The organism is Sporosarcina contaminans, assembly GCF_042679045.1.
Taxonomy (GTDB): Bacteria; Bacillota; Bacilli; order Bacillales_A; family Planococcaceae; genus Sporosarcina; species Sporosarcina contaminans.
The window spans coordinates 47136-53714 of record NZ_JBHTLT010000049.1; the positions used below are offsets into that span (position 1 = coordinate 47136).

General features: G+C 43.9%; 3 protein-coding genes. All 3 read left to right on the forward strand.

Translation table 11 applies throughout. The features are described 5' to 3' along the window. The first annotated feature begins 54 nt into the window (after window positions 1-54). Window positions 55-3312, forward strand: a complete 3258-nt coding sequence (icmF, locus tag ACFQ38_RS11265) for a fused isobutyryl-CoA mutase/GTPase IcmF (protein ID WP_336822830.1) — start codon at window positions 55-57, stop codon at window positions 3310-3312. 859 nt (window positions 3313-4171) lie between these two features. Further along, a complete protein-coding gene (gene rpoE / locus ACFQ38_RS11270; protein WP_336822829.1) occupies window positions 4172-4747 on the forward strand; it encodes a DNA-directed RNA polymerase subunit delta in 576 nt (191 codons plus the stop codon). 171 nt (window positions 4748-4918) lie between these two features. Beyond that, on the forward strand, window positions 4919-6529 hold the full coding sequence (locus tag ACFQ38_RS11275; protein WP_336822828.1) for a CTP synthase: 1611 nt from the start codon (window positions 4919-4921) through the stop codon (window positions 6527-6529). The last annotated feature ends 50 nt before the right edge of the window (window positions 6530-6579 follow it).

Consider the following 6579-nt stretch of genomic DNA (forward strand, 5'->3'; position numbering starts at 1 on the left):
TGCAATTAGAATAAAATCTTTTGCAGCGCATGAACAGAAGGGGTGAATGGAAAGATGGCAACTACTGAGATTTACAAACCAAAACACCATGTCCGCTTTGTTACGGCGTCCAGCTTATTTGACGGACATGACGCTTCCATTAACATTATGCGCCGTATTTTACAATCGACCGGGGCAGAGGTAATTCACTTAGGGCATAACCGTTCTGTCGAGGAGGTCGTTAATGCGGCAATTCAAGAGGATGTCCAAGGAATTGCGATTTCTTCTTATCAAGGCGGTCACGTAGAATACTTTAAATATATGTATGACTTGCTGCAGGAAAAAGGAGCTCCGCATATTCGCATTTACGGCGGCGGGGGCGGTGTCATTTTGCCGAAAGAAATAAAGGAATTGCATGATTACGGCATCGCATGGATTTTCTCGCCGGAAGATGGTCGAAAAATGGGGCTTCAAGGAATGATCAACCGAATGATGGAGGAATGCGATTTCCTTACTGAAACGGAAGATGAGCTAGCGAATCTTGACAATGTTAGTACGGATCGGCCCGAAGTATTGGCCAATTTGATCACATATGCGGAAGAAATGCATGATCAAAATAATGAACGAGCCAAAGCACTTATTGAGAAGGCTAAAGCAATGTCAAAAAACACGCCGGTTTTAGGGATAACTGGCACAGGGGGAGCAGGGAAATCTTCGCTCACTGATGAATTGATCCGCAGATTTTTGCGCGAGCTGCCTGATAAAAAAGTGGCCATCCTATCGATCGACCCGACGAAACAGAAGACGGGTGGAGCGTTGTTAGGCGATCGAATTCGGATGAATGCCATTTTCAATAATCGAGTATTCATGAGGAGCTTGGCGACACGTGGTTCAAGAACTGAACTGTCGGGAGCGATTAAAGATGTATTGGATGTCGTAAAGACAGCAGGGTATGATTTAATCATCGTTGAAACGAGCGGTATCGGGCAAGGCGATGCAGAAATTACGGAAATCTCAGACGTGTCGATGTATGTGATGACGAGTGAATTCGGTGCGCCGACACAGCTTGAGAAAATCGATATGATCGACTTTGCGGACTTGATAGTCATTAATAAATTCGAAAGAAAAGGATCTGAAGACGCGCTGAGCCAAGTGCAAAAGCAATATCAGCGAAGCCATCTTCTTTTCGATAAAAGCTTAAATGATATGCCAGTGTACGGCACGATTGCAAGCCAATTCAACGATAAAGGGACGAACTCGCTATTTGCCGCTTTAGTAGCAAAGTTGAATGAAAAATGCGGTACGGACTGGGAAACGTCGTATACGGAATCAGTGAAAACACAAAAACAGAACGTCATCATCCCGAATGACAGGACGCATTATTTGCGTGAAATCGCAAGCACGATCCGAGACTACCATAAGAAGTCGGGGGAGCAAGTCGAGCTTGCACGACGTCTGTTTCAATTGGAAGGTGCGATTGAGGCTGTCAATGAGAAATCCCCTGATGACGCACTTGTCACTTCATTGCAATCATTGGCGGATGGTGTACGTGATGAACTCACTGCAGAATCCAAGCGCATCTTGAAAAACTGGGAAACGTTAAAAGAGTCATATGCCGGAGACGAATTCATTACAAAAATTCGGGATAAAGAACTGCGGACACTATTAAAGACAGTCAGTTTGTCGGGCTTGAAAATACCGAAAGTGTCTTTGCCGAAATTCAAGGACTACGGAGAAATTCTTCGCTGGGTTTATAAAGAAAACGTGCCGGGTTCCTTCCCATATACGGCAGGTGTATTCCCGTTTAAACGTGAAGGAGAAGATCCGAAGCGTCAATTTGCCGGAGAAGGGACACCGGAACGGACGAATCGCCGCTTCCACTATTTGTCGAAAGATGACGATGCGAAACGGTTGTCCACAGCTTTTGACTCAGTGACATTGTACGGGGAAGATCCAGATGAGCGCCCTGATATTTACGGAAAAGTTGGAGAATCCGGCGTTAGCATTTGTACATTGGACGATATGAAAAAATTGTATGCAGGGTTTGATCTTTGCGCACCGTCTACATCTGTATCGATGACAATTAACGGCCCTGCGCCGATCATCCTTGCGATGTTCATGAATACAGCAATTGATCAGCAAGTGAAAAAGAAAGAGGAAGAAGTTGGCCGTCCGCTCACAGTGGAAGAGTTTACGGAAGTGCGGAATGCGACATTGCAAGTCGTCCGCGGTACGGTACAAGCTGATATTTTGAAAGAGGACCAAGGTCAAAACACATGTATTTTCTCGACAGAATTCGCGCTCCGCATGATGGGCGATATCCAGCAATATTTCATTGACCAAAAAGTACGGAACTACTATTCTGTTTCGATTTCGGGCTATCATATTGCAGAAGCTGGTGCGAATCCAATTTCACAATTGGCATTTACATTGGCGAACGGATTCACGTATGTTGAGTACTATTTAAGCCGTGGCATGAACATCGACGACTTCGCACCAAACTTGTCGTTCTTCTTCTCAAATGGTTTGGACCCAGAATATACCGTTATCGGAAGGGTCGCCCGACGCATATGGGCGGTCGCTATGCGTGAGAAGTATGGTGCCAACGAACGGAGCCAAAAGCTGAAATATCATGTCCAAACTTCCGGACGAAGCTTGCATGCGCAGGAAATCGACTTTAACGACATTCGGACGACATTGCAAGCGCTAATGGCGTTGCAGGATAACTGCAACTCGCTCCATACGAATGCTTATGACGAAGCAATTACGACGCCGACGGAAGAATCTGTCCGCCGCGCGATGGCAATCCAAATGATCATTACGAAAGAGCACGGTTTATCGAAAAATGAAAATCCGTTGCAAGGCTCTTTCATCATTGAGGAACTGACAGACCTTGTCGAAGAAGCCGTACTGCAAGAATTCGATCGTCTAAACGACCGTGGCGGAGTATTAGGTTCGATGGAAACTCAATACCAGCGAGGCAAAATCCAAGAAGAATCGATGCATTACGAAATGAAAAAGCACTCGGGCGAACTGCCGATCATCGGGGTCAACACATACTTGAATCCGAACCCGCCTTCAGAAGAAGAAATCGACAATATGGAAATTGCCCGTGCCACAAAAGAAGAAAAAGAAACACAAATCGCCAATTTGCGGGCCTTCCAATCACGTCATAGCGATGTTGCAACGGACGCTTTGCGCAAACTGCAAGAAGTCGCAGTTTCGGGCGGCAATATTTTCGCAGAATTGATGGAAACTGTAAAAGTCGCGAGCTTAGGCCAAATTACGAATGCACTTTACCAAGTTGGCGGACAGTACAGAAGAAATATGTAAATGGGCGGACGCTTCTTGAAAGAGGCGTCCGTTTTATATGATGGGAATGCATTCGGGAAAGAAGTTTAGAGGCAAGTTATGCGTACGAATCGCGATTTATGAGTTGTTATGAGACTTTATTCGTTCAATCGTCGCTTTATGCGTTTTCGCCACAGTTTATACGCTTTTCCCCTGGATGTATGAGCTTTCCCTATTATATAGACGCTATAAAATGTCGAGGGCGTATCGTGGATTCCCAATAGCGCAGCGTCATGCCGAATGCCTTTGACAAATGGCGAGCTTTTCTGTTTTTAATGTAAAGCTTTACATAGTCATTAGTGGGAAACTTGATAAATGACAAACTAAAGAGGCGGCAACTCCTCGAAAATGCTATACATTCCATCAGTAAGGATAGAGGATCTTTCCCTACTCTTCGAGGTAAGGGTGACCGGCAAGGTTCTGCCGAGGCGACTAAACGTCAATCCATATTTCTTACCTACATAGAAAGCTCCACCATTCATTTATAAAATGAATAGCCCTTAGCCCTTATTTCACACTTATAAAATGTAGCCAAAAATATCGGTTTGTAGTGGATTTTTCAAACAACTCGCACGTATAATGAAATCAACGAGCGAAAGAGGTGCGGAACGTGAAACTGTATCACCACCTATTGATTATCGCAATCCTAATTCTCCTCCTTTATTTCCTATATGACAAAGGTCTTGGCATCGTCCCGTTTCTGCTTGCTGCCTTATACTTTGGGTACATTGGCATTAAAGAATTCCAGCGTTTTAAGAAGAGTAAAAGATGGTAGCATAATAGGGACTTCATTGTATATAATGATAAGTATGTTTTTGTTCAGAGAAAGGACGTGCGTTAGATGAATCTTAACGAACTGACACAAGAAGAGCTCTTAGAAGAATCACTGATTGACATTGCGTATGCAATCTTAACGGATCGACGTGAGCCCTTAACCATTCAAGAATTGATGGCTGAAATCCAAGACCTCACAGGTATGACAGAAGAACAAATGCAGGAAAAGCTTCTGCAATTTTACACGGATATGAATATAGATGGACGCTTCCTTGCGATCCATGACAACCGTTGGGGACTCCGCGAATGGTACCCAGTAGATCAAATCGAGGAAGAAACAGCGCCTGTCGTAAAAGTTCGCAAAAAGAAAAAGAAAAAAGCGTATGATGAAGACGAAGAAGATGAAGACGAAATTGAAATCGATGAAGAAGATCTTTTCGAAGAAGATTTTGACGAGTTGGATGATGACGATGATGAGTTAGAAGACGATGATGAAGAAGAGGAAGAAGACATCTTAGAACTCGAAGAAGATCTCATCGATGAAGATGAAGAGCTTGAAATCATTCCGGACGATGAGATTGATATCGACGACGATGAAGAAGAGGAAGAAGACGACGAAGAAATGGAAGAGGAAGAACTCTAACACTTTGTACTTGACTTCATGCGTCGTAACCTTTAACCTTTTATTTGGGCTCCTTGAAAAAGGACACATGAATCAGTGTATAAGCGCTCCTCTTGTAGACAAACTACAGTGGAGCGCTTTTTTGATTTTTATACATCGGACAACCCCTACTATAAAAGGAGGCGTTTATTCATGACAAAATATATTTTCATAACTGGCGGCGTCGTTTCATCATTAGGAAAAGGAATTAATGCCGCTTCTCTCGGCAGACTCTTGAAAAGCAGAGGCCTTCAAGTAACGAACCAAAAATTTGATCCGTATATTAACGTAGACCCGCGAATGATGAGCCCGTACCAGCACGGAGAAGTTTTCGTAACGGAAGACGGTGCGGAAACCGATTTGGACTTAGGTCATTACGAGCGCTTCATCGATATTAAATTAAATAAATACTCCAACGTCACAATGGGGAAAGTGTATTCTTCCGTTTTAAGAAAAGAACGCCGTGGCGATTACAAAGGGGCAACTGTCCAAGTTATTCCACATATTACAAATGAAATTAAAAGCCTGATTAAGCGTGCAGGGCAGGAAACAAATGCCGATGTTGTCATTACTGAAATCGGCGGAAGTGTAGGAGACATTGAATCCCTTCCATACCTTGAAGCGATCCGTCAAATGAAAACGGATTTAGGAAAAGATGATGTCATGTACATTCATAACACGCTCATCCCATATTTGCATGCAGCAGGGGAAATGAAAACAAAGCCTACACAGCACAGCGTAAAAGAATTGCGTGGACTCGGTATCCAGCCAAATATGATCGTTGTGCGAAGCGAATACCCCGTTCCGCAAGAAATGAAAGACAAAATCGCGTTATTCTGCAACATTAAGCCTGAAGAAGTAATTGAAGCGCTTGATGTGGAAACATTGTATGAAGTGCCGATTCGTCTTCATGAGCAAAATATGGACAAGTTAGTAGTCGACTTCCTTGGACTTGAAACGAAGGAGCCGGATTTGACAGAAATCGAAGAGCTTGTGAATCGCGTTAGCCATTTATCGCGTAAAGTGAAAATTGCTCTTGTCGGAAAATATGTTGAACTGCAAGATGCATATATTTCTGCAGTTGAAGCATTCCGTCACGCAGGCTATGAATTTGACACAGATATCGAAATTGACTGGATCAATTCAGAAGAAGTTACACAGGAGAACGTAGCGGACATCCTAAAAGATGCAGATGGTATTTTTGTGCCGGGTGGGTTTGGAGATCGAGGAATTGAAGGCAAACTTGTCGCAATCCATTACGCACGTGTTCACAAAGTGCCGTTTTTAGGAGTTGGACTCGGCATGCAATTAGCTGCAGTTGAATACGCACGCGATGTATTAGGAATTGCAGATGCCCATTCTGCGGAATTTGACCCAGAAACAGCAAATCAAATTATTGAAAACAATAGTGACTTCGAAAGCCGCGCAGGCATCGAAGAAGCAAGCGGCGACATGCGTTTAGGCGCTCATCCTTGTAAATTGAAAGAGGGTACAAAAACGCAAGCAGCTTACAATGATGAGTTAGTATATGAACGCCACCGCCATCGTTTTGAATTCAATAACACGTATCGCGATCAATTCGAAAACGCAGGCATGGTGATCGCCGGGGAAAGCCCAGACGGACATTTAGTGGAAATTATCGAACTGAACGACCATCCATTCTTCATCGGTACACAATTCCACCCAGAATTCGCATCACGGCCAACTCGCCCGCAACCAATCATCCGCGAATTCATCCGTGCATCATTGGATCACCAAAACTAACGAACGTGAAAACGGGGCTGTCCAATAAGTCCCTAAAATAGAACAGGTGG